Source organism: Rhodanobacter thiooxydans, assembly GCF_021545845.1.
In the GTDB taxonomy this organism is placed as follows: domain Bacteria; phylum Pseudomonadota; class Gammaproteobacteria; order Xanthomonadales; family Rhodanobacteraceae; genus Rhodanobacter.
Genome location: NZ_CP088923.1, coordinates 3,790,620 through 3,811,059, shown reverse-complemented (window position 1 = coordinate 3,811,059; position 20,440 = coordinate 3,790,620). Strand labels below are relative to the sequence as shown.

Genomic DNA, 20,440 nt, shown 5'->3' with positions numbered 1-20,440 from the left:
CTTCATGCCGTGGGCATCCTTCTCACAGGGACGGCGGTGACTCGTTCGGGACAGTGGCAGACGGTCCCCTTCGCCGGCGGCCGTCCCGACCTCGGCGGCGAGCGATGGCCCAGGCCGTGCGACCGCCGCGACACATGGCGGGTAACCACGGATCATGGGCAAACAGAACGTTTCATTGATCGGCGTGCCGACCGACATCGGCGCCGGCCACCGCGGCGCCGCGATGGGGCCGGAGGCGCTGCGGGTGGCCAACCTGGCGGAGAAGCTGGGGCGGCGCGGATTGAAGGTGATCGACCGCGGCAACCTGCAGGGTCCGCTCAATCCGTGGCTTCCGCCCGAGCACGGCTATCGTCATCTGGACGAGGTGGTGGCCTGGAATACGGCCGTCTATACGGCCATTCACCAGGAACTGCAGGCCGACCGCCTGCCGATCATGCTCGGCGGCGACCACAGCCTGGCGATCGGCTCGATCTCGGCGGTGGCGCGCCACTGCCACGACGAGGGCAAACGCCTGCGCGTGCTGTGGCTGGATGCGCATACCGATTTCAACACCGCGCAGGCCACTCCCAGCGGCAACATCCACGGCATGCCGGTGGCCTGCCTGTGCGGGATCGGCCCGGCCGGGCTGATCGACCTGGGCGGCAACGTGCCGGCGACCCCGCCGGAGGTGTTCCGCTACATCGGCATCCGTTCGGTGGACGAGGGCGAGAAGCAGCTCGTGCGCGGGGCGAACATGCGGGTGCACGACATGCGCCACATCGACGAGATCGGCATGAAGCGCGTGATGGAAGAGGCGCTGGCGGGCGTCGACGAGAACACCCACCTGCACGTCAGCTTCGACGTCGACTTCCTCGACCCCAGCATCGCGCCGGGCGTGGGCACCACCGTGCGTGGGGGGCCGAATTACCGCGAGGCGCAGCTGTGCATGGAGATGATCGCCGACACCGGTCGCATGGCGTCGCTCGACATCGTCGAGCTGAACCCGGCGTTCGACAAGCGCAACCAGACCGCGAAGCTGGCGGTGGACCTGGTCGAGTCGCTGTTCGGCAAGTCCACGCTGATCCGCTGAGGCGGCCCGGCGACGCCGGTGCGGTCGTTCGGCGCGCGCCGGCGGCAGGTTCGTTTACCCCTCGATGAGCTTCGCGTCCGCCGCGTTCGCCATCACCGAGGCGATGCCGGCGTCGCGCGAGTGCTCGCTCTCGTACATCTCGCTGCTGCCGATGACCTGATGGTTGGCGGCCTTCAGGTTGAAGTGGAACTTGCCGTTGACCGAGGTCTTCTTCTCGTAGCGCGCCGCGTCCGGCGCGTTCTTGCGTACCGACTCGATGCCGTTGTGCGCGCTGGCCTTGTCCCTGTATCCCTCGCTCTTGAGGATGATTTCGCCGTTGCCGGCCTTGAGGTTGAAGTAAGTCTCGCCGTTCTTGCCGGTAAACAGGGTGAACTTGCCGCTCATGAGCTTCGGTCTCCTGCTGCGACTGGGGTCGACGGAATCTGTACTGGCACATGTGATTTTTTTGGCAAGGGCTGCAGCCCGGCCGGTCGAGCTGTTTGGCGGGATGTCGTAGACTGCGCTTTTCCTTGCGCGGCGCAGCATGAACACCCGAGTCCTCACCGGCATCACCACCACCGGTACCCCGCACCTGGGCAACTATGTGGGCGCGATCCGTCCGGCGGTCGAGGCCAGCCGGCGCGACGACGTGGATGCGTTCTTCTTCCTTGCCGACTACCACGCGCTGATCAAGAGCGACGACGCCGCACGCATCGAACGTTCGCGGCTGGAGATCGCCGCCACCTGGCTGGCCGCCGGCCTGGACCCGCAGCGGGCAACCTTCTATCGCCAGTCGGACATCGCGGAAATCCCCGAGCTGACCTGGTTCCTCACCTGCGTTGCATCGAAGGGCATGCTCAACCGCGCGCACGCGTACAAGGCGGCGGTGGACAAGAACGCCGCGGCGGGCGAGGACGCCGACGCCGGCATCACCGCCGGGCTGTACATGTACCCGGTGCTGATGGCCGCCGACATCCTGGCGTTCGACGCCAACCAGGTGCCGGTGGGACGCGACCAGATCCAGCACATCGAGATGGCGCGTGACCTCGGCCAGCGCTTCAACCATCTGCATGGGCACGAGTTCTTCGTGCTGCCGGAGGCGCTGATCGAGGAACAGGTGGCCACCCTGCCGGGGCTCGACGGCCGCAAGATGTCAAAGAGCTACGACAACACCATCCCGCTGTTCGCCGGCGGCGCGAAGCAGCTGCGCGAGGCGATCATGCGCATCGTCACCGACTCGCGGGCGCCCGGCGAGCCGAAGGATCCGGACAACTCGGCGCTGTTCACCATCTTCCGCGCGTTCGCCGGCGAGGCCGAGACCGCGGCGTTCCGCCAGGCGCTGCTGGGCGGCATCGGCTGGGGCGAGGCGAAGCAGGCGTTGTACGAGCGCATCGAGGCCGACGTGGCGCCGATGCGCGAGCGCTACGAGGCGCTGATGGCCGACCCGGCCGCGATCGAGGCGACCCTGCGCCAGGGCGCGCAGAAGGCGCGCGCGATCGCCACGCCGAAGCTGGCCGCGCTGCGCGAAGTGCTGGGCCTGCGCGCGATGACCACCGCACCAGCGCGCGCCGGACAGGCACAGGCCGCGGCAAAGGCAGACCGGGCTCCGCGCTTCGCGAGCTTCCGCGATCACGATGGCCGCTTCCGCTTCCGGCTGTTTTCCGCCGATGGCGAGGAGCTGCTGCTGTCGAAGCCGTTCGCCGATCCGAAGGCCGCCGGCGCGCTGCAGAAGCGGCTCAAGAGCCTGGGCGCGGCTGCCGTGCTGCAGGTCCAGGCGCAGGGCATGAGCCTGGAGCTGGACGGCGAGGCGGTCGCCAGCACGCCCGACTATCGCGACGAGCAGGCGCGCGATGAAGCGCTGGCGCAGTTGCGCGCGACGCTGGACCAACTCGCCGCGCAGGCATGAGGCGCGGCGCCACACTTTCCGGGTGATCGACCGATGCGTTACCTCGCCATCCTGCTGCTTGCGCCCTTGCTGCTGATCCTGTGCTGGGGCTACTGGGCGTACCCGAAGAGCCTGCCGCGCACGTCCGGCCGGCGCATCTTCGATGCCGTCGCGCTGCTGCTGGCGCTGATCGCCGCGGTGCAGTTCGCGGTGTTCGGCTTCGACACCGTCGAGCTGCCCGCGGTCGACGGCTTCGGTCGCGCCAGCGGCGCGATCTGGCAGCAGGTGCTGCCGGCGTTGTACGGCTACGGCGCGTTCGCCGCCGTCGTCGTGCTGGCGATGCTGCTGCGCCATGTGCTGTGGGGACGCCGTCGGCGCAGCTGAGCGGGCGGCGCACGTTCGGGGCGGAGCGCCGGTCACCAGCCATGGCGTGACTTGTGGCGGTCGAAGCGGCCGCGCGCAGACGGCGAGCTGGGCGTCACCCGGCGTCGCCTCGCGCCGCCGCCCCGCGGAAATTTTTCAACATGCGCCTGGCATGCCTGCTGTTCGTTACCCTGGCTGCGCTGTCGGCACCGGCGCCGGCCGTCGAGATCGACGGCCACCTCGGCGCCGATGAGTGGAAGGGCGCGCAACACGTCAGCGACTTCCACCAGACCCAGCCAGATGCGTGGCGGCTACCGGGTGCAGGCCAACGACCGGGCCGCCGCCAGCGACGAGCCGGTCGACGACTTCGCCGTGCGCAACCTCGGCCTGCAGATCCGCTACCGCTACGAGCTGGCGCCGCTGTCGTACCTGTACGTGGTCTACAACCGCGGCGGCTGCGCCATGGACGAGCAGACGCGCGACGCCGGCGACCTGTTCGGCCGCAGCCTCGCGCTGCGCGACGACGAGCAACTGCTGGTGAAACTGAGCTACCGCTTCGACATCTGGCCGCTTCCGGCGGCAGGCCGCCGCACGGCGCCATCGCGCAAGCCCTCGCGCCTCTCGACGGGATGGCCCATGCGCTGGCACAGGTTGTCGCGTCTGCGCGACTTTCCGCGGGTGCTCCGGCATGATCGCGCCGAGGCCGGAATGCGGCCGCGGCTCGTCACGTGTGAGGCTTCATGGGTGTCGACTTTTCCTGGACCGGTTTTGCGGTCGCGCTGGGCATCGGCCTGTTGATCGGCGCCGAGCGCGAGCGGCGCAAGGGCGGCGACGGCGATGCGGTCGCCGGTATCCGCACCTTCGCCGTGGTGGCGCTGCTGGGCGCGGTCGGCGCGAGTTTCGGTACCGCGACGCTGCTGCTGGCGTTGGCGGCGGTGGCGGGGCTGCTGGCGATTGCCTATGCGCGCGATTACGGCAGCGACCGCGGCCTGACCACCGAGGTCAGCCTGCTGCTCTGCCTGCTGCTGGGCGCCATGGCCATTCAGCAGCCGCCGCTGGCGGCCGCGCTGGCGGTGGCGCTGACCATCCTGCTGGCGGCGCGCGAGCCCATGCATCACTTCGTGCGCGGCGTGCTGACCGCGGAGGAGCTCAACAACCTGCTGGTGCTGGCCGCGGCCACGCTGCTGGTGCTTCCGCTGCTGCCGGATCGCCCGCTTGGACCGTTCGACGCGATCAACCCGCGTGCGTTGTGGCTGATCGTGATCCTGATCATGTCGATCGGTGCCGCCGCCCATGCGCTGCTGCGGCTGGTGGGCAGCCGCGTCGGCCTGCCGCTGGCCGGCTTGCTCTCCGGCTTCGTGTCCAGCGTGGCCACCATCGGCGTGATGGGGGTGCAGGCGCGCGACCAGCCGGCGCGGCGGCGCTCGGCGATCGCGGCGGCGGTGCTGTCGACCGTGGCCACCTTCGTGCAGATGGCGGCGGTACTCGCGGCCACCGACCTGGCGACGCTGCGCGTGCTCGCCGTGCCACTGGCCTGCGGCGGCGTGACCGCGGCGCTCTACGGCGCGTTGTGGACATGGAAGGGCTTGCGCCTGAGCACACCGGACCCGGTGCAGGGCAGCGTGGTATTCAGCGTCAGGGCCTCGCTGGCGCTGGGCCTGATGATCGCCGTGGTACTGCTGGTGTCCGCCGCGATGCGCGCCTGGCTGGGCGACCGCGGGCTGGCTATCGCCACAGCCATCGCCGGCTTCGCCGACACCCATGCGGCGGCGGTATCCGTGGCGGCGCTGGCCGCCACCGGCAAGATCGAGCCCGCAGCCACGGCGCTGCCGATCCTGATCGCGCTGAGCAGCAACAGCCTGTCCAAGGCGGTGATCGCCCGCGCGAACGGCGACCGCGACTTCGCGCGACCGGTGCTGCTGGGCCTGGCGCTGGTGCTGGCGGCCACCTGGCTGGGCTGGTGGCTGGGCTGATTCGCCCGATGCGCGCTGGCGCGCCGGCGATAATGCGTCAGTCCCAGCGGTTGAGGTGCGGCCCGAACGCCTTGCGCTGCGGCTGCACCACGCAGAAGCGGTGCCCGCTGGGCGCCTCCAGCACCCACCAGCGCCCGCGCACGAACGCGCTGCGGCGTGCGCCGAGGCGTTCCAGCCGCGCCACCTCGGCGTCGAGATCGTCGGTCTCGATGTCCAGGTGCACGCGGCTGGGGTGGTCCACCTTCTGCAGCAGGATGATCGGCTCGTCCGCGGCGGTCTGCAGCTCCGCGTACTTGCCGTCGCCGTCCTGGTCGACGCTGGCGATCGGCTTGCCCAGCGCCTGGCTCCAGAAATCGGCGACCGGGGCCAGTTCGTCGACCTGGCAGTCGATGACGATGGTGCTGAGTCGACTGTGGTGCATGGGAGTGTCTCCGTCGAATGACGCCACGCCTGCGGCGATGCAGTGCAAGAATAGCCGCATGGTTGCGCTCAAGTATCTCCAGGCTTACCCCGCCCCGCTGCAGGACAAGGTGCGCGCGCTGATCGTGCAGGAGCGCCTGGGCGAGCACCTGGCCAGGCGTTATCCGGCGCGCCACGACGTGCAGAGCGACAAGGCGCTGTACGCGTACGTGGCCGCGTTGAAGCAGCAGCACCTGAGAAATGCGCCAGGCATCGACAAGGTGCTGTACGACGCCAGGCTCGACGTGCTGCGCAACGCGCTCGGCCTGCACACCGCGGTCTCGCGCGTGCAGGGCGGCCGGCTCAAGGCGAAGAAGGAGATCCGCGTGGCCAGCCTGTTCAAGGCCGCCGCGCCGGAGTTCCTGCAGATGATCGTGGTGCACGAACTGGCGCACCTGAAAGAGATGGATCACAACAAGGCGTTCTACCAGCTGTGCACGCACATGTTGCCGGACTACCACCAGCTGGAGTTCGACCTGCGCGTCTACCTGACCTGGCGCGAGCTGCCGTCAAGCGACACCACCCACTTGCAGGCATGACGATGGACAGCGCAGCGCTGCAGAAGTACCTGTTGCGCCTGTTCGAGCGCCACGACGTCGAGCTGGAAGCGGACGAGGACGGCTGGCTGGTCACTGACGGCGACTTCCCCGCGATCCGCGCTGCCTGGCATGAGGGCGCGGCAAGTGAACCCGGCCGGCTCGACGTCGACGTGGTGCTGAGCGAGGAGCGCTACATCGAGGAGAGCTTCGCCGGCGATGGCGGCGGCGACGCCGGTTGCTGCGATGCCTTGCGCGCGTTCGAGCACGACGTGTTCCATCCCCTGTTGGCCGCGTGCTGGTACGTCACCGACGAGCGCCGCATGCGGATCGCCGCGTGGGACATCGGCGTGCGCAGCTGGGACGTGTTCATCGGCCCGAGCAGCGCACGCGGCGCGGATGCGGCGCGCATGCCGGTCGAGGTGCTGGCGTCGATCGAGGGCGCCTTGAAGCGCGAGGCGCTGACGCCCGAGTTGCACTGGCTGCGGCTGCTCTACCGCCATGCCGCGGACGGCGATTCATGCTGCGAGGCGCTGCTCGACAACGAACCGTGGACGGCCGGAACGCTGGCGTTGACCGCCGTGCCGTGGCCACACGGCGGCGATTACGTCGCGCGCCGCTTCCTGCTGCTGGATGTGCGTGACTATTGATCCCGTCGGGTAGGAGCCCGCTCGCGGGCAATGCTTTTGCTCTTGCGAATCCCGAATCCCGAATCCCAGCTTTCAAAGCATCGCCCGCGAGCGGGCTCCTACGAAGCTGGAAAAAGCGAACGGGCGCATGGCGCCCGTTCGTTCAACGCATGATCGTGGATACGATCAGTTCGGCAGCGACAGATCGTCCAGCAGCGCCTTCAGGAACCTTGCCGCTTCGCCGCCGGTGGCGGCGCGGTGGTCGAAGGTGAGGCTGATCGGCATGCGCCGGTGCACCTCGATGCCGCCCATCACCGCCACCACGTCGTGGCTGAGCTTGCCGGCGCCGACGATGGCGACGGTCGGCGGCACTACCACCGGCGTCGCGTAGCGGCCAGCGAACATGCCGAAGTTGCTGAGGCTGATGGTGTAGCCCGACAGCTCCGAGGCCGGGATCGAACGGTCCTCGACCTGCGTGCGCAGGCGCTTGATCGCGGCGCGGATGCCGGCGGCGTCGAGCACGTCGGCGTTGCGCAGCGCCGGCACGAACAGGCCGTCGTCGGTGTCCACCGCGATGCCGATGTCCACCTGCGGATGCAGCGTGCGGCTGAGGTTCTTGCCGTCGAACCAGGCGTTCAGCGCCGGCACCGCCTGGCAGGCGGCGACGATGGCGCGGATCAGCCGTGCGGTGATGTCCTGCTTGCCGATCCAGCCGTGCAGGTCGGCGTCGTCGACCAGCGTGGTCGGCACCACCTGGGCGTGGGCGTCGGCCATCACGCGGGCCATGTTGCGGCGTACGCCCTTCAGCTGTTCCGGCTGGCCGTTGGCCTGTACCGACGGCGGTGCGGTGCGCACCGGCTTGCCGGCGAGCGAGACCGGGCCGCGTTGCGGCTCCGGTTGCGGCAGTTCCGGCGCCAGGTGACGGCCGGCCGAGGCGGGGACCGCGCGTGCCGGCGCGGCACCGAGTGCCGCGGAGCCGTTCGCGGCGGCGTCCTTCACATCCTGCATGGTCACCACGCCGTCGGCGCCGCTGGGGCGCACGCGGGCGAGGTCGACCTTGAGCTTCTTCGCCAGCGCGCGCACCGCCGGCACCGCCTTGACGCCGCCGATGCTGGCGGCCTGCTCGACATGCACGGTGTTGCCGCTGACCATCGCGCCAACCACGGTACCCTCGTCCTCGCGCTCGGCCTTGGCGGCTGGCTTCGCTTCCTCGGCCTTCTTCGGGCCGTGGTGATGGCCGGTGGCTTCGGCCTCGGCGCGCTGCTTCGCGTTCGGATCCGGCTCGAAATCGGCCAGCGCGGCGCCGGTTTCGATGATGTCGCCGGGCGCGCCATACAGCTTGACGACCTTGCCGGTGTACGGCGAGGGCACGTCGACCACCGCCTTGGCGGTCTCCATCGAGCACAGCGGGGCGTCGAGCTTGATGCTGTCGCCGACCTTCACGTGCCACTCGACCACGGTCGCGTCGGGCAGGCCTTCGCCGAGGTCGGGGAGATAGAACGTCTTGATGTCAGCCATTTTCTTGTCCGGGATTTGGGAGACGGGATTCGGGATTCGGAAAGCGGAGCGGGCTTTGGCTTTGCCCAATCCCGAATCCCGAATCCCGATTCCCAGCGGTCAACTCAGCTTGCCGCCAGCGTGCGCTTGGCCGCGTCGACGACGCGTTCCACGCTCGGCAGGTATTTCATTTCCAGGCGGAACAGCGGGATGTGCGTGTCGAAGCCAGTGACGCGCTCGACCGGGGCGAGCAGGTCGTACAGGCATTCCTCGGCGATGCGGGCGGCGATCTCGGCGCCGAAGCCGGCGGTCTTCGGGGCTTCGTGCACGATCACGCAGCGGCCGGTCTTGGCCACCGACTCGGCGATGGTGTCGAAGTCCAGCGGGGTCAGCGTGGCCACGTCGATCACCTCCGCGCTGATGCCCTCGGCGGCCAGTGCGTCGGCCGCTTCCAGCGCTTCCTTTACCTGCGCACCCCAGCTGACGATGGTCACGTCGGTGCCGTCGCGCAGCACGAAGCACACGTCCAGCGGCAGCGCCTCGCCGTCGTCCGGCACCTCTTCCTTGTACTGGCGGTAGATGCGCTTGGGCTCGAAGAACATCACCGGATCGGGATCGCGGATCGCGGCCAGCAGCAGGCCGTAGGCGCGCGCCGGCGACGACGGCAACACCACCCGCAGGCCGGGGATGTTGGTGAACAGGTGCTCGTTCGCCTCGGAATGATGCTCCGGCGCGCGGATGCCGCCGCCCCACGGCGCGCGCCACACGGCCGGCACGGTGAGGCGGCCACGGGTGCGGTTGCGCATGCGCGCGGCGTGGCAGGCGATGTGCTCCATCATCGGGTAGATGAAGCCCTCGAACTGCGCCTCGGCCACCGGCTTCATGCCCTGCACGGCCATGCCCACGGTGACGCCGGCGATGGTCATTTCGTCCAGCGGCGTGTCGATCACGCGCCATTCGCCGAATTTTTCCTGCAAACCTTGCGTGGCGCGGAACACGCCGCCGTTGACGCCCACGTCCTCGCCGAGCACCACGACGGATGGGTCGTGCGCCATTTCGTAGGCGAGCGCCTGGGTGACTGCTTCGATGAGAGTGATCTGTGCCATGACTCAGTGGGCCTTGTTTTCGAGCGAGAGGACGTAGTCGCGCTGTTTCGCGAGATCAGCGGGGACTTCGGCGAAGATGTAGTCGAACATCGCCGTGACCGGCTGGGTCCTGGTTTCGAGGTAGGCGTTCACCTCGTTGTCCATCCAGTCGTCGCACTCGGCCTTCCAGGCTTCTTCCTTGGCGTCGTCCCACACGCCCTTGGCCACCAGCCAGTGCTTCAGGCGCTTCATCGGTTCCTTGGCCCAGGCTTCGTCGACCTCGTCCTTGCCGCGGTAACGGCGCGCGTCGTCGGCGGTGGTGTGGTCGCCGAGACGGTAGGTGACCAGCTCCAGCACGCTGCCGCCCTGACCGCTGCGCGCACGCTCCAGCGCATCCTCCATCGCCTTGCGCACGGCGATGATGTCGTTGCCGTCCACCTGGATCGAGTAGAGGCCCGCGGCGATGCCTTTCTGTGCCAGCGTCTGCGAGCCGGACTGGATCTTGCGCGGCACCGAGATCGCCCACTGGTTGTTGACGATGGCGATCACCAGCGGCAGTTCGCGCGCGCCGGCCATGTTGATGGCGCCGTAGAAGTCGCCCTTGGAGGAGCCGCCGTCGCCGATGGTGGCCACCGCCACGCGCTTCTCGCCGCGGATCTTGAACGCCAGCGCACTGCCGGCCGCATGCAGGCACTGCGTGGCGATCGGTACGCTCCAGGCGAAGTCGTGCCGCGCCGGTTCGTTTTGGTAGTCGTTGCCGCGCTCGTCGCCACCCCAGTACATGTAGACCTCGCGCGGCTGCACGCCGCGGTACAGCTGCGCGCCGTATTCGCGATAGCTTGGCGCGTAGACGTCTTCCGGCCGCATCGCGCTGCCGATACCCACATGCGCGGCCTCGTGGCCGAGGCAGCTGGCGTAGGTGCCGAGCTTGCCGGTGCGCTGCAGCGCGATCGACTTGGCGTCGAATACGCGGGTGGACAGCATCAGCTTGTATAGCTCGACCATGTGGCCGAGGTCTTTCGCGAACTCGGGCAGATCATCACGGACCTGCTTGCCCTCGGCATCGAGGTATTGCAGGTATTCGATTTCAAACTTGGCGGCGATGGTCACGACGCGCTCCCGGTTGGGCGAAGAGGAATGGGGGCGGCGGCCCATCCAGCGGGGCCTGACGCGCAGAGTCTTTCAGCCAGTGCCGCGTCCCGTGGCGACAAAACGGCCCGAAAAATCCGCCGAAAACTAGCAGGCGCACCGGTTCGCCAGCAAGGTACGGTGCAGCATGTGGGGGCGCAATCCGGCTCCTCTCGTGCCCGACGCGCGATTCCGCTCATGGACTCCGATGCCCGCGCGCACTGTCTGAACCCGCTGACAGCGCGCGGCACACGGTTGACAGGCGAATATACCAATACTTATAGTGAGAATGATTCGCATTACTAAATTATTCCTCGCCCACGTAGAGAACCTGTCCATGTCATGCGTTCGATCCGCTGTTGTCACTCTCGTTGCACTGACCGCGCTCGCCGCACAGCCTGCCCGTGCCGTCGAGTACCCCATCGGTACGCCGCAACAACGCGATGGCATGGAAATCGCCGCCGTTTACCTGCAGCCCATCGAAATGGAGCCGGAAGGCATGATGCGCCCGGCCAAGGATTCCGACGTGCACATGGAAGCGGACATTCACGCGCTGGCCAATAACCCCAATGGCTTCGACGAGGGCGCCTGGATGCCCTACCTGACCGTCAAATACGAAATCACCCGGCAAGGGAGCACCCAGCGGCTCGACGGTGACTTCATGGCCATGGTTGCCAGCGACGGCCCGCATTACGGGGACAACGTGAAGCTCATGGGGCCGGGAAAATACCATGTGAAATTCACCATCTATCCGCCTTCGACGGCCACCCATTTCGGCCGTCATACCGACCGCCTGACAGGTGTGCGGCCCTGGTTCAAACCGTTCGTGGTGGAGAACGACTTCACCTACGTCGGCATCGGCAAGAAGGGTGGCTACTGAGCCATGGCGGCCATTCACAGGAAACCTGCGGCGATGGCCGCCGCGATGGCCGTCGCGTTGTTTGCGGCAGTGCCGGCCCACGCCGCCTCCGAGGTTGAGATGGTGAAGCTGATTCACAACCTCAACGCGCGCCTGGATCAGCTGGAAAAGCGCAACGTCGAACTGGAGCGCGAGATTCGTGCCGAACGCATTGCCGCCAAGGCGCCGGCCGGCCTCGAATCGCGCGTACAGTCTCTGGAGAAATCGCAGGCTGCGGTAACGAAGGGGCTGGAGAGCGAGGACATCAGCCAGTACGAGCCCGAGCTTACCTCTCGCCTCAAAGCCGTGGAGGTCGACGTTCTGGACATGAGGAAACCCGCAAAGACCGTCGAGGCGCTGGAAGGACTGAAGGTCGCGGCGAACCTGACCAGCGTGATCCAGACGCCCTCCGGCTTGCCTGTGGGAACAGCCGACGGCAACAGCCAGCTCAACTACCGGGCCGACGTCACCGCCGAGTTGCCGCTGGAGCCCATCGGCAATACCGATCAGAAACTTTTTGCGCATTTCCGCATGGGCCAGGGCCTGGGGTTGAACAGTCCGTTCAGCCATCTCGGCGCCTTCGCCAACACCCCCAACGCGGTGGCTTTCCGCGCCAGCGGCGCCAATCCCGACGACTCGGTGGCGATTCTGGGCGAGGCCTGGTACCAGGCGACAATTCCCCTGCCTTTCGGCGGTTTCAAGCCGCGCTCGCGCCAGTCGCTGGAGTTCACCTTCGGCAAGATGGATCTGTTCGGTTTCTTTGACCAGAACGCCGTCGCCAATGACGAAACGCACCAGTTCCTCAACTCTTCCTTCGTTCACAATCCCTTGCTGGATGCTGGCGGCCAGGTTGGAGTGGATGCCAACGGCTTCCAGCCTGGATTCGTGCTTTCCTACCTGAACGAATGGCGCAAACCGGAGTCGTGGCGGCTCTCACTGGGCGTGTTCGGCACCCATGCCGGCGCCAACTATCAGCGCTTCTTCTCCGCCCCGCTCATCATGGTCCAGGCGGAAACCTCTCTCCGACTGCTCCGCGGCCTCCCCGGCAATCTCCGCTTTTACGCCTGGCGCCAGGGCCAGGGCTCGGAACTGGACGGCAGTGCCGCCGAGCAAAACGGATGGGGCATCTCCGCCGACCAGCGCGTGGGCGACGGCATGACGCTGTTCGGACGCTACGGCCGGATGGTCAATGGCAAGGTGCGTTTCGATCGCGCGCTTACCCTCGGTGCTGAAATCAACGGGTCGTATTGGAACCGTGGCGCCGATGCCATCGGCATCGCAGGCGCGTGGCTCGGCGCAAGCGGGAATTACCGCGCGTTTGGCGGCTCGGGCGACCTGGATGGCGATGGGCTCGCCGATTTCCGGTTCACTCCCGGCGATGCGGAAAGACTGGCCGAAATCCATTACCGCTATCGCATCAGTCGGCAATTCGAGCTTTCACCCAACTTCCAGTACGTCTGGAAGATGGGCGCCAATCCCAAGGCCGGCGGCGTCTCCGTGCTGGGCCTGCGGGCGCAGCTCTCCTACTGAGGATTCCGCATGGATACCATCGCCTGGCGGCCGCGCCAGTCCAGCCTTCAGGCTGCCGGTAGCCTGCCCTCTCCCAGTCAGGCTGCGAACGGCCACCCGCATGGCATGCGCGAGGCAGTTGGCGCGTGGGCCGTGACCATCGCACTCGGGGTGGCGGCCTGCTTGTTCGCATCCACATCGGCGGCGGCGGAACTGCCCGCCTATACCTTGGTGGCCAAGGATGGCCGGCTGACACCCGCCGTCCTGGACGTGCCCGCGCAGACGCGCTTCAAGATCATCGTGCGCAACGATGGGAGCGAGCCGATCGAGTTCGAGAGCCTGCAACTGCGCAAGGAGAAGGTGCTCGCGCCGGGTGCGCAATCTTTCGTCGTGATTGCGCCGCTGCGACCCGGCGAATACGAGTTCTTCGACGACTTTCACCCCGACAGCGGTCGTGGCCGCATCGTCGCCAAATAATCGCCTGGCCACAGGAGCGAGAGCCATGGGCAATGCTGTTTTCATCGTATGGCGCGAAAGCATCGAGGCGATGCTGGTCATCGGCATCCTGCACGGATGGCTGCGCGGTCGGCCCGAAGCCCGCGCCGGGCTACCCTGGTTGTGGGGCGGCGTCGCGGCAGGATTGGGGCTGGCGGTGTTGCTGGCGCTGGTCATCACGGGCATCGGCGCATGGGCGGCGCCGGCAACGCTGGAATGGTTCCAGGCTGCCATGCCGCTGGTCGCCTGTGGCCTCGTTTTCCAGATGGTGTGGTGGATGCGCCGGCGCGGCGCGGGGTTGAAGAAGGAACTGGAAGCCGGCATGCAGCGCTCGGCCATCGGAGCCCATTGGCTGGGTATTGCCACACTGGCCGCCGTGGCGGTCGGCCGCGAGGGCGCGGAAACGGTGGTGTTCCTCTACGGCGCGCTACAAGGCGCTGCGGATGCCGACTTCGTCCTGGGTGGCGGGCTGGGCTTTCTACTGGCGCTGGCGGTCTACTGGTTGCTCTCCCGCGGCACCCGCTTCGTTTCATGGCGGGCCTTTTTCCGCGTTACGGAAATCCTGCTGTTGTTGCTTGGAGGGGCGCTGCTGGTCGACGGAGCGGAAAAACTCGTGGGCATGGAAGTGCTGCCGCCCTTGGCCGACCCGCTCTGGAACACCTCCACCCTGTTGGATGACAGCATGCGGGTCGGCGGCTTCGTCGCTGCCTTCACCGGCTACCGGGCCATGCCGTCCGGCATGGCGTATGCGTTGCTCGCCGCCTATTGGGCGCTAGCGTTGGGGTTATTGCCGAAGACCCAGCCAAGGCGCCAGCAGGCATGAACAGAGCCCCGATATCCGACGCCGCGTCCGGAGCAGGCACCGCCCGGCTCGCCCGCCTTGGCCTGGCGATGCGGCGGCACCGAAAGCTCATCCTCGGCATCCAGTGGGTCGTCGTGCTTGGCTACACCGTTCTGGTGTGCGTACCGGCGTTCCTGCCGCTGCCGCCCGAGCAAGCGCACGTCTGGAACAACCTCACCCGTTTCGCCCAGTTCGTCTTTTGGGGCATCTGGTGGCCGTTCGTCATTCTTTCCATCATGTTGCTCGGCCGCATGTGGTGCGGCGTACTGTGCCCGGAGGGCGCCCTGACGGAGTGGGCCTCCGGTTTCGGTCTGGGCCGGGGGATTCCGCGCTGGATGAAATGGAGCGGCTGGCCGTTCGTGGCCTTCGTCATGACCACGGTATTCGGCCAGATGACCAGCGTTTACGACTATCCGAAACCCGCGCTGCTGATACTTGGCGGCTCGACCGTGGCGGCGATTGCCACCGGGCTGGTCTGGGGGCGGGAAAAGCGCATATGGTGCCGCCACCTGTGCCCCGTCTCTGGCGTATTCGGCCTGCTGGCAAAAATCGCCCCGCTGCACTTCAGCGTGGATCAGGCGGCCTGGGACACCGCTCCTGCCGGCCATCGCACCAGCCGGAAACATCCGGTGAACTGCGCGCCCATGATTGACATCCGCCGCATGCAAAGTGCGTCTGCCTGCCACATGTGCGGACGCTGTGCCGGCGAGCGCGGAGCGGTCACCCTGGCAGCGCGTTCACCCAGCACCGAAATCCTCGCCGCGCGATCCGGCATGACCGATGCCGACAAGTGGCCCGTTCGCCTGCTGATCTTCGGCATGCTCGGCGTGGCGCTGGGCGCTTTCCAGTGGAGCGCGTCGCCCTGGCTGGTCGCCGCGAAACAGGCTGTGGCGGGATGGCTGATCGACCGCCAGGCTTGGTGGCCGCTCAATGACGTCGGCCATTGGTGGCTATTCACCGACTACCCCGAGGCCAACGACGCATTCACCTGGCTCGACGGCGGCTTGCTGTTGGCCTACATCGCCGCCGAGACGATCCTCGTCGGCGGCTGGATCAGGCTCTGGCTCCACCTGGCGGAACGACTGTCGGGTCTGTACTGGCGACGGTTGGCCTATACGCTCATACCGTTTGCAGGAGCCAGCCTGTTCGTTGGCCTGAGTCTGCTTACCAGCGCCCAACTGCACGGGGAGGGTATTGCCCTGCCATGGGCCAATGGCGTCCGGATGGCTTTGCTGACGATGGCTGGCGCCTGGAGCACGCGCCTGGCGTGGCGTCTGGCTCCGCGCCGCCGGCTGCCATCGATGGCAGCCATCCTGGCGGCAGTGGCTTTGCCGTACGCTGCGTGGGGCACGCAGTTCTTCCTCTGGTAGAGGGCTGTCATCGGTGTGCTTTCGCACGATGGCGTCTACGGCACCCGCAGTGGCCAGACGCGCCTTCGTGCGGGAAGCCTCAGTGACGCCTGGCGAAGGCTTCGACATCATCACGGGCCCGGTACGCCAGCGTATTTGACCCAGGTCGCGGCGCTTTGCCGCGCAGCCGCTACCATGCGTGTTTTCACCGTGCGGGGAGCACCATGACGGACAACCAGCGCGAACTCGAGGCAGGCATCGAGCGCGACCTTTCCGGGCGCATGACCTATGCGAGCTATCTGCAGCTGGAGACGCTGCTGTCCGCGCAGCGGACGGTATCCGACCCGCCTTACCACGACGAGATGCTGTTCATCGTGCAGCACCACGTGGCCGAGCTGTGGCTGAAGCTGTTGATCCACGAATTGCGCGCCGCGCTGGCGCTGCTGCGCGAGGACCATGCCGACCAGGCGCTGAAGGTGCTGGCGCGGGTGAAGCAGATCCAGCGCCAGCTGTTCGAGCAGTGGGCGGTGCTGGAGACGATGACGCCGCATGAGTACCTCGCCTTCCGCGATGCGCTGGGGCCGTCGTCGGGTTTCCAGAGCGCGCAGTACCGCACGGTGGAGTTCCTGCTGGGCAACAAGAACGCCGACATGCTGGCGGTGTTCGAGCACGACCCGGCGATCCAGCAAGGCCTGCGCGACACGCTGAACGCGCCGGGCGTCTACGACGAGACGCTGCGCTGGCTGGCGCGGCGCGGCCATGCGGTACCACAGGAGCTGCTTGCGCGCGACGTCAGCCAGCCGTGGCAGCGCAGCGAGGCGCTGCTGCCGGTGCTGCGCGCGATCTACGAGGCGCCGGAGCAGCACTGGGCCGAGTTCCACCTGTGCGAGACGCTGGTGGACATCGAGGAGAGCTTCCAGTTGTGGCGCTTCCGCCACATGAAGGCGGTGGAGCGCATCATCGGCTTCCGCCGCGGCACCGGCGGTTCCTCGGGCGTGGCCTTCCTGAAGAAGGCGCTGGATCTCACCTTCTTTCCCGAATTGATCGAGGTGCGCACGGTGCTGGGCAGCTAGCGGCACGGCGCGGCCCGTGCTGCAGCGCATTTGACGGACGCGCGATCGGCGGTTACATCTGGGCATTCGCAAGATTTTTCGATCGACCGACAGACCAGAGGCCAGGCATGGGCAACACCACACTCTCCGGCGACGCCAGGCCGGTACCCGACTACCCGCAGCTGCTGGGCCACCCGCGCCCGCTGTGGATGCTGTTCATGTCGGAGTTCTGGGAGCGCTTTGCGTTCTACGGCATGCGCTGGGCGCTCACGCTGTACATCGTGGCGCAGTTCTACGGCGGCAACGACACCGGCCAGGCGGATGCCAGCCGCACCTACGGCGCGTACCTGGCGCTGGTCTACGCCACCGCGGTGTTCGGCGGCTACGTGGCCGACAAGATCCTCGGCTACCAGCGCTCGATCCTGCTCGGCGCGGTGGTGATGGCGGCCGGCCTGTTCATGGTGATGGTGCCGAACCACGCGGTGTTCATGCTCGGCCTGGCCACCATCATCGTCGGCAACGGCCTGTTCAAGCCGAACATCTCCTCGATGGTCGGCCAGCTCTACGCGCAGGGCGACTCGCGCCGCGACCGCGGCTTCACCCTGTTCTACATGGGCATCAACGCCGGTGCGCTGATCGCACCGGTACTGACCAGCATCCTCGCCAACAAGGTATTCGGCACGCCCGGCCACCATAACTACCAGGTGGTGTTCGCCGCTTCCGGCGTGGGCATGCTGATCAGCCTGGTGTGGTTCTGGTTCGGTCGCCGCCAGCTCGGCCCGGTCGGTCGCCCGGCGCCGGAGCAGGCCAGCCGCATGCGCGTGGTGTATGTGGTGCTCGGCGTGCTGGCGGCGATCCCGCTGGTCTATCTGCTGATGGACAAGGCCGGCGCGGTGGCGATCCAGTGGCTGCTGAGCGTGCTGTTCCTGGGCGTGGGCGTGATGCTGGTGGTCGAGGCGATCCGCACCGGCCGCGTGCAGATCCAGCGGGTGATCGCGATGCTGATCATCTTCACCTTCAACGTGCTGTTCTGGATGTTCTTCGAGCAGGCCGGCAGCTCGTTCAACTTCCTCGCGCAGCATATCGTCGACCGCAACCTCGGCGGCTGGGAGTTTCCGATCGGCTGGTTCCAGTCGGTCAACCCGGTGGCGATCGTGCTGCTGGCGCCGCTGATCTCGCTGGTCTGGGGCTGGCTGGACAAGCGTGGCGCCGAGCCGTCGATCCCGCGCAAGTTCGGCCTGGGCCTGATCGGCAACGCGCTGGGCTTCGCGGTGCTGATGTATGCGCTGTCGGCGTTGGTCGGCGGCGACGGCATGATCCCGCTGTGGACGCTGGCGCTGTGCTACGTGCTGCAGACCGCCGGCGAGCTGTGCCTGTCGCCGATCGGCCTGTCGATGGTGACCAAGTTGGCGCCGGTGCGCCTGGTCGGGCTGGGCATGGGCGGCTGGTTCCTGTCCACCGCGATCGGCAACAACCTCGCCGGCCTGTTCGCCGGCCATGTCAGCGGCGAGACCGGCATGACCGTGGATTCGGCGTTGTCCGGCTACACCATGGGCTTCTGGATCCTGCTCGGCGGCGGCATCGTGCTGTTTTTGGTCGCGCCGCTGATCAACCGGCTGATGCATGGGGTTCGATAGCCGGGATTCGGGATTGGGGATTCGGGATTCGTAAAGAGCAAGGGCTGCCTCGCCCCGCTTTTGCGAATCACGAATCCCGCCCCAGCCATTGACGCGGTGCCAAGCGCCCGGTTACAGCTGGGCGCTTGCGGCTGCCTGACGCATGCCGATGGAGGACTGCATGAGCCAGACCAGCGCCGCCGGCGACGCCGTGCCGAGGCCCGACTACCCGCAGCTGCTCGGCCATCCGCGCCCGCTGTGGATGCTGTTCATGACGGAGTTCTGGGAGCGCTTTGCCTACTACAGCGTGAGCTGGGCGCTGGTGCTGTACATCGTGGCGCAGTTCTTCCACGGCGATTCGGCCGGGCAGGGCTGGGCCGCCGGCGTCTATGGTGCCTACACCGCGCTGATCTACGCCGCCTCGATCTTCGGCGGCTACGTGGCCGACCGGGTGATCGGCTACCAGCGCTCGATCCTGCTCGGCGCCGCGGTGATGGCGGCGGGCCTGTTCACCCTGCTGCTGCCGAGCAAGCCGCTGATGATGCTGGGGCTGGCGCTGGTGATCGCCGGCGACGGCCTGTTCAAGCCGAACATCTCCACCATGGTGGGCCAGCTCTACGGTCGCGACGATCCGCGCCGCGACCGCGGCTTCACCCTGTTCTACATGGGCATCAACGCCGGCGCCTTCGTGGCGCCGCTGCTCACCGGCTGGATGGCCGCCACCTTCACCGACACGCCGATGCAGCAGAACTACCGCGTGGTGTTCGCCGCCGCCGGCGTGGGCATGCTGCTGAGCTTCCTGTGGTTCTGGTTCGGTCGGCGCAACCTGAAGGATGTGGGTCGCCCGCTGCCGGGCATGGAGAATCGCGCGCGCGTGCTGTGGGTGCTGCTCGGCGCGGCGGTTGCGGTGCCGCTGATCTACGCACTGCTGGCCTATGTCGGTGCCGACGGCCTGCAGTGGCTGCTCGGTGCGTTGTTCATCGGCGTGGCGGCGGCGCTGATCGTCGAGGCGCGGCGCCACGACCGCGTGCAGCTGCACCGCGTGATCGCCATGCTGATCGTGTTCGGCTTCAGCGTGGTGTTCTGGACGTTCTACTTCCAGTTCGGCACCTCGCTGAACTTCCTGGCCGAGAACTGGGTGGATCGCGAGATGTTCGGCGGCTGGATCTTCCCGGTCGGCTGGTTCCAGTCGGTGACGCCGCTGGCGATCCTGGTGTTCGCGCCGCTGTTGACGCTGGTGTGGGGCATGTTCGCGCGCCGCCATGCCGAGCCATCGATCCCGCGCAAGTTCGGCTTCGGCCTGATCTTCAACGGGCTGGGTTTCGTGGTGCTGGTGTATGCGCTGAAGGAGCTGCTCGGTCCGACCGGACTGATCCCGTTCTGGCCGCTGGTGCTGTGCTACGTGATGCAGACGCTGGGCGAGCTGTGCCTGTCGCCGATCGGGCTGTCGATGGTGACCAAGCTGGCGCCGCCGCGCTTCGTGGGCCTGGCGATGGGCGGCTGGTTCCTCTCGCTGGCCGGCGGCGGCGACTTCTCCGGCCTGGTGGCGCGTTCGATCAGCGGCACGCACGGCATGACGGTGGCCTCGGCGCTGGCCGGCTTCAACTTCTGCCTCTGGGTGCTGCTCGGCTCAGGCGCACTGCTGCTGGCGATCTCGCCGCTGATCAACCGGCTGATGCACGGGGTGCGCTGAGCCGAGCGGTAACGGAGCCCGTTCGCCGCCGTTGCGGCTGGGTTGCATGAAACTTCGGGCGAGGGAATCTGCTCGTGCCCTGCTGCAGCCGGTGCGGGACGGTTCGAATCGTGATCACGGCGCGGGCCGCGACCGTATCGCATCCGTGCCGGGAGGCGGGTGCGCTGCAGCGTACCTTTACCAGCGTTTCACACTTTCCCTACCAGTATCCTCGCGAAGGCATCGTCGCCCAGGCTGGTTTGTGCCAGCGGCGAGTCGTCATCGATCAGGTCGATTCCCGCGCGGGAGACGCTTCTGGCACAACCCGCCGGGCCACTTCGTCGCAGTGGGGGTGCCGGTGTTGATCAAGAGCTCGAAGCAGGTCTCACGCTGGCGTAGCCCCAA

Annotated in this window: 20 protein-coding genes; 15 read left to right on the top strand and 5 right to left on the bottom strand. The window is 67.4% G+C overall.

What is annotated here, in order from left to right:
• Nucleotides 1-154: 154 nt before the first annotated feature.
• A complete protein-coding gene (gene rocF / locus LRK53_RS17340) occupies nt 155-1,069 on the top strand; it encodes an arginase (protein WP_027491563.1) in 915 nt (304 codons plus the stop codon).
• A 54-nt stretch (nt 1,070-1,123) separates the two neighbouring features.
• Here the strand turns inward: rocF and LRK53_RS17335 are convergent, their stop codons facing one another.
• Nucleotides 1,124-1,453, bottom strand: coding sequence for a YegP family protein (locus LRK53_RS17335; RefSeq protein WP_027491562.1), 330 nt, complete (start codon nt 1,451-1,453; stop codon nt 1,124-1,126).
• Between the two features lie 139 nt (nt 1,454-1,592).
• Between LRK53_RS17335 and LRK53_RS17330 the strand changes: the two genes are divergently transcribed.
• The 4 genes from LRK53_RS17330 to LRK53_RS17315 all read left to right on the top strand — a co-directional run bounded on the left by LRK53_RS17330 (nt 1,593) and on the right by LRK53_RS17315 (nt 5,269).
• Nucleotides 1,593-2,954, top strand: a complete 1,362-nt coding sequence (locus tag LRK53_RS17330) for a tryptophan--tRNA ligase (protein WP_027491561.1) — start codon at nt 1,593-1,595, stop codon at nt 2,952-2,954.
• Between the two features lie 33 nt (nt 2,955-2,987).
• Nucleotides 2,988-3,317 carry a hypothetical protein gene (locus tag LRK53_RS17325; protein ID WP_027491560.1) on the top strand — a complete coding sequence of 110 codons (330 nt, stop codon included), beginning with the start codon at nt 2,988-2,990 and terminating at the stop codon, nt 3,315-3,317.
• A 279-nt stretch (nt 3,318-3,596) separates the two neighbouring features.
• A complete protein-coding gene (locus LRK53_RS17320; RefSeq protein ID WP_037088900.1) occupies nt 3,597-4,094 on the top strand; it encodes a hypothetical protein in 498 nt (165 codons plus the stop codon).
• Nucleotides 4,037-5,269 carry an MgtC/SapB family protein gene (locus LRK53_RS17315; protein WP_027491559.1) on the top strand — a complete coding sequence of 411 codons (1,233 nt, stop codon included), beginning with the start codon at nt 4,037-4,039 and terminating at the stop codon, nt 5,267-5,269. The genes LRK53_RS17320 and LRK53_RS17315 overlap by 58 nt, the downstream gene beginning before the upstream one ends.
• A gap of 37 nt (nt 5,270-5,306) precedes the next feature.
• Here the strand turns inward: LRK53_RS17315 and LRK53_RS17310 are convergent, their stop codons facing one another.
• On the bottom strand, nt 5,307-5,690 hold the full coding sequence (locus LRK53_RS17310) for a VOC family protein (protein WP_027491558.1): 384 nt from the start codon (nt 5,688-5,690) through the stop codon (nt 5,307-5,309).
• A 58-nt stretch (nt 5,691-5,748) separates the two neighbouring features.
• On the opposite strand from LRK53_RS17310, the gene LRK53_RS17305 reads away from it, so the two are divergent.
• A complete protein-coding gene (locus LRK53_RS17305) occupies nt 5,749-6,267 on the top strand; it encodes a M48 metallopeptidase family protein (protein ID WP_027491557.1) in 519 nt (172 codons plus the stop codon).
• 2 nt (nt 6,268-6,269) lie between these two features.
• Entirely contained in the window at nt 6,270-6,914 is a 645-nt protein-coding gene (locus LRK53_RS17300) for a DUF6348 family protein (RefSeq protein ID WP_027491556.1), read from the top strand.
• A 165-nt stretch (nt 6,915-7,079) separates the two neighbouring features.
• Here LRK53_RS17300 and LRK53_RS17295 read toward each other — a convergent pair whose 3' ends face one another.
• From LRK53_RS17295 to pdhA, 3 genes are all read right to left on the bottom strand, one after another.
• A complete protein-coding gene (locus LRK53_RS17295; RefSeq protein WP_235642408.1) occupies nt 7,080-8,411 on the bottom strand; it encodes a dihydrolipoamide acetyltransferase family protein in 1,332 nt (443 codons plus the stop codon).
• A gap of 104 nt (nt 8,412-8,515) precedes the next feature.
• Nucleotides 8,516-9,496 (bottom strand): alpha-ketoacid dehydrogenase subunit beta, encoded by a 981-nt coding sequence (locus tag LRK53_RS17290; protein ID WP_027491554.1) that lies wholly within the window; start codon nt 9,494-9,496, stop codon nt 8,516-8,518.
• A 3-nt stretch (nt 9,497-9,499) separates the two neighbouring features.
• The gene (gene pdhA / locus LRK53_RS17285) at nt 9,500-10,585 is read right to left on the bottom strand and encodes a pyruvate dehydrogenase (acetyl-transferring) E1 component subunit alpha (protein ID WP_027491553.1); all 1,086 of its coding nucleotides are present in this window, start codon (nt 10,583-10,585) and stop codon (nt 9,500-9,502) included.
• Between the two features lie 355 nt (nt 10,586-10,940).
• Here pdhA and LRK53_RS17280 point away from each other — a divergent pair, with 355 nt between their 5' ends.
• From LRK53_RS17280 to LRK53_RS17245, 8 genes are all read left to right on the top strand, one after another.
• Entirely contained in the window at nt 10,941-11,483 is a 543-nt protein-coding gene (locus LRK53_RS17280) for an iron transporter (protein WP_235642407.1), read from the top strand.
• Nucleotides 11,484-11,516: 33 nt separating this feature from the next.
• Nucleotides 11,517-13,031 (top strand): carbohydrate porin, encoded by a 1,515-nt coding sequence (locus LRK53_RS17275; protein ID WP_221174167.1) that lies wholly within the window; start codon nt 11,517-11,519, stop codon nt 13,029-13,031.
• Nucleotides 13,032-13,040: 9 nt separating this feature from the next.
• The gene (locus LRK53_RS17270; RefSeq protein WP_221174166.1) at nt 13,041-13,487 is read left to right on the top strand and encodes a cupredoxin domain-containing protein; all 447 of its coding nucleotides are present in this window, start codon (nt 13,041-13,043) and stop codon (nt 13,485-13,487) included.
• 25 nt (nt 13,488-13,512) lie between these two features.
• Nucleotides 13,513-14,328 (top strand): FTR1 family iron permease, encoded by an 816-nt coding sequence (locus tag LRK53_RS17265; protein WP_027491549.1) that lies wholly within the window; start codon nt 13,513-13,515, stop codon nt 14,326-14,328.
• A complete protein-coding gene (locus tag LRK53_RS17260) occupies nt 14,325-15,716 on the top strand; it encodes a 4Fe-4S binding protein (RefSeq protein WP_027491548.1) in 1,392 nt (463 codons plus the stop codon). The genes LRK53_RS17265 and LRK53_RS17260 overlap by 4 nt, the downstream gene beginning before the upstream one ends.
• Before the next feature lie 203 nt (nt 15,717-15,919).
• Nucleotides 15,920-16,768 (top strand): tryptophan 2,3-dioxygenase, encoded by an 849-nt coding sequence (locus LRK53_RS17255; RefSeq protein ID WP_027491547.1) that lies wholly within the window; start codon nt 15,920-15,922, stop codon nt 16,766-16,768.
• Between the two features lie 107 nt (nt 16,769-16,875).
• A complete protein-coding gene (locus LRK53_RS17250; RefSeq protein ID WP_027491546.1) occupies nt 16,876-18,384 on the top strand; it encodes a peptide MFS transporter in 1,509 nt (502 codons plus the stop codon).
• A 160-nt stretch (nt 18,385-18,544) separates the two neighbouring features.
• Nucleotides 18,545-20,056, top strand: a complete 1,512-nt coding sequence (locus tag LRK53_RS17245; RefSeq protein WP_027491545.1) for a peptide MFS transporter — start codon at nt 18,545-18,547, stop codon at nt 20,054-20,056.
• Nucleotides 20,057-20,440: the final 384 nt, after the last annotated feature.

Excerpts from the sequence above, each read along its gene's own strand:
- LRK53_RS17320 (WP_037088900.1), top strand. The coding sequence starts at position 3,597 with ATGCGTGGCGGCTACCGGGTGCAGGCCAACGACCGGGCCGCCGCCAGC.
- LRK53_RS17315 (WP_027491559.1), top strand. The coding sequence starts at position 4,037 with ATGGGTGTCGACTTTTCCTGGACCGGTTTTGCGGTCGCGCTGGGCATC.
- LRK53_RS17260 (WP_027491548.1), top strand. The coding sequence starts at position 14,325 with ATGAACAGAGCCCCGATATCCGACGCCGCGTCCGGAGCAGGCACCGCC.
- LRK53_RS17295 (WP_235642408.1), bottom strand. The coding sequence starts at position 8,411 with ATGGCTGACATCAAGACGTTCTATCTCCCCGACCTCGGCGAAGGCCTG.
- LRK53_RS17330 (WP_027491561.1), top strand. The coding sequence starts at position 1,593 with ATGAACACCCGAGTCCTCACCGGCATCACCACCACCGGTACCCCGCAC.
- LRK53_RS17250 (WP_027491546.1), top strand. The coding sequence starts at position 16,876 with ATGGGCAACACCACACTCTCCGGCGACGCCAGGCCGGTACCCGACTAC.
- LRK53_RS17255 (WP_027491547.1), top strand. The coding sequence starts at position 15,920 with ATGACGGACAACCAGCGCGAACTCGAGGCAGGCATCGAGCGCGACCTT.
- LRK53_RS17335 (WP_027491562.1), bottom strand. The coding sequence starts at position 1,453 with ATGAGCGGCAAGTTCACCCTGTTTACCGGCAAGAACGGCGAGACTTAC.
- LRK53_RS17325 (WP_027491560.1), top strand. The coding sequence starts at position 2,988 with ATGCGTTACCTCGCCATCCTGCTGCTTGCGCCCTTGCTGCTGATCCTG.
- LRK53_RS17310 (WP_027491558.1), bottom strand. The coding sequence starts at position 5,690 with ATGCACCACAGTCGACTCAGCACCATCGTCATCGACTGCCAGGTCGAC.
- LRK53_RS17245 (WP_027491545.1), top strand. The coding sequence starts at position 18,545 with ATGAGCCAGACCAGCGCCGCCGGCGACGCCGTGCCGAGGCCCGACTAC.
- LRK53_RS17290 (WP_027491554.1), bottom strand. The coding sequence starts at position 9,496 with ATGGCACAGATCACTCTCATCGAAGCAGTCACCCAGGCGCTCGCCTAC.
- LRK53_RS17265 (WP_027491549.1), top strand. The coding sequence starts at position 13,513 with ATGGGCAATGCTGTTTTCATCGTATGGCGCGAAAGCATCGAGGCGATG.
- LRK53_RS17305 (WP_027491557.1), top strand. The coding sequence starts at position 5,749 with ATGGTTGCGCTCAAGTATCTCCAGGCTTACCCCGCCCCGCTGCAGGAC.
- LRK53_RS17300 (WP_027491556.1), top strand. The coding sequence starts at position 6,270 with ATGGACAGCGCAGCGCTGCAGAAGTACCTGTTGCGCCTGTTCGAGCGC.
- LRK53_RS17270 (WP_221174166.1), top strand. The coding sequence starts at position 13,041 with ATGGATACCATCGCCTGGCGGCCGCGCCAGTCCAGCCTTCAGGCTGCC.
- rocF (WP_027491563.1), top strand. The coding sequence starts at position 155 with ATGGGCAAACAGAACGTTTCATTGATCGGCGTGCCGACCGACATCGGC.
- LRK53_RS17275 (WP_221174167.1), top strand. The coding sequence starts at position 11,517 with ATGGCCGCCGCGATGGCCGTCGCGTTGTTTGCGGCAGTGCCGGCCCAC.
- LRK53_RS17280 (WP_235642407.1), top strand. The coding sequence starts at position 10,941 with ATGTCATGCGTTCGATCCGCTGTTGTCACTCTCGTTGCACTGACCGCG.